At 45.9% G+C, this 775-nt stretch carries 1 protein-coding gene; it reads left to right on the forward strand.

Features of this window, described 5'->3' with window-relative positions:
- Positions 1–450: 450 nt before the first annotated feature.
- On the forward strand, positions 451–775 hold a 325-nt coding region (locus A3751_RS18645), incomplete at its 3' end, for an AraC family transcriptional regulator ligand-binding domain-containing protein (RefSeq protein WP_197466499.1).

The following is a 775-nucleotide window of genomic DNA, read 5'->3' on the forward strand; positions in this document are numbered from 1 at the left end:
CTGAAAATTGCGCGATAGATTGGGTAATAATTGCTGGAATGCTCATGGTATTGCGTGCTGCTCCTTGACCTGATGCTGATAGACGAATAGTCCAAGTTGACTCGTCTATATTGAGTGTAGATCAAGAACGCGGTGACGCGAGCTTATCAATATCGCGGGACAGAAAATACAGAAACAAAAAAGGCGCGTCGATGACGCGCCTTTAGAAAAGCCTGATCTCTAACTAGTTCCAGAAGTACATCTGTGACAGATAATCTTGCAGAGCCTGCACATTTTGCTCTTCTTGTTCGTTGTGTGGTACAAAAATTTCCATAGCGATTTCTCCAATATTGTCGCAAGGTGAATTTAACCTCTGGAATGAAATACTACGCACAATAGACCTGTTGTTCTTGACTTGAAGCACCAAGTTATTGACGATTTGTATCAACCTTTAACAATAAGAGCACATTGATGCCTCCTTCCGACAGTCCGCAACAAAACGCACCAAAGACCGCGTTTTACAGTGCGCAGGCGCATACCTGCAAGATCTTGTGCGACTACCTTATCCGCAAGGGTTATGAAGCGTCGAAGTTGAGTGACGTCCTTGACTTGAAGCTCGATGACCTAGATACCGAAGAAGCCCGAGTGAATCTCGATCGCTATTATGCGCTTTGGCGCGAGGCCGTTGAATACACGGGCAAGCCTGACCTTGCGCTTCGATTGGCAGCGAGAAATGTCATGGAAGGTATGGGATTGGTGGGACATGTCTTCTTCAACTGTAAGACGCTGAAACAGG

The sequence above is a fragment of the Oleiphilus sp. HI0080 genome, from assembly GCF_001635135.1.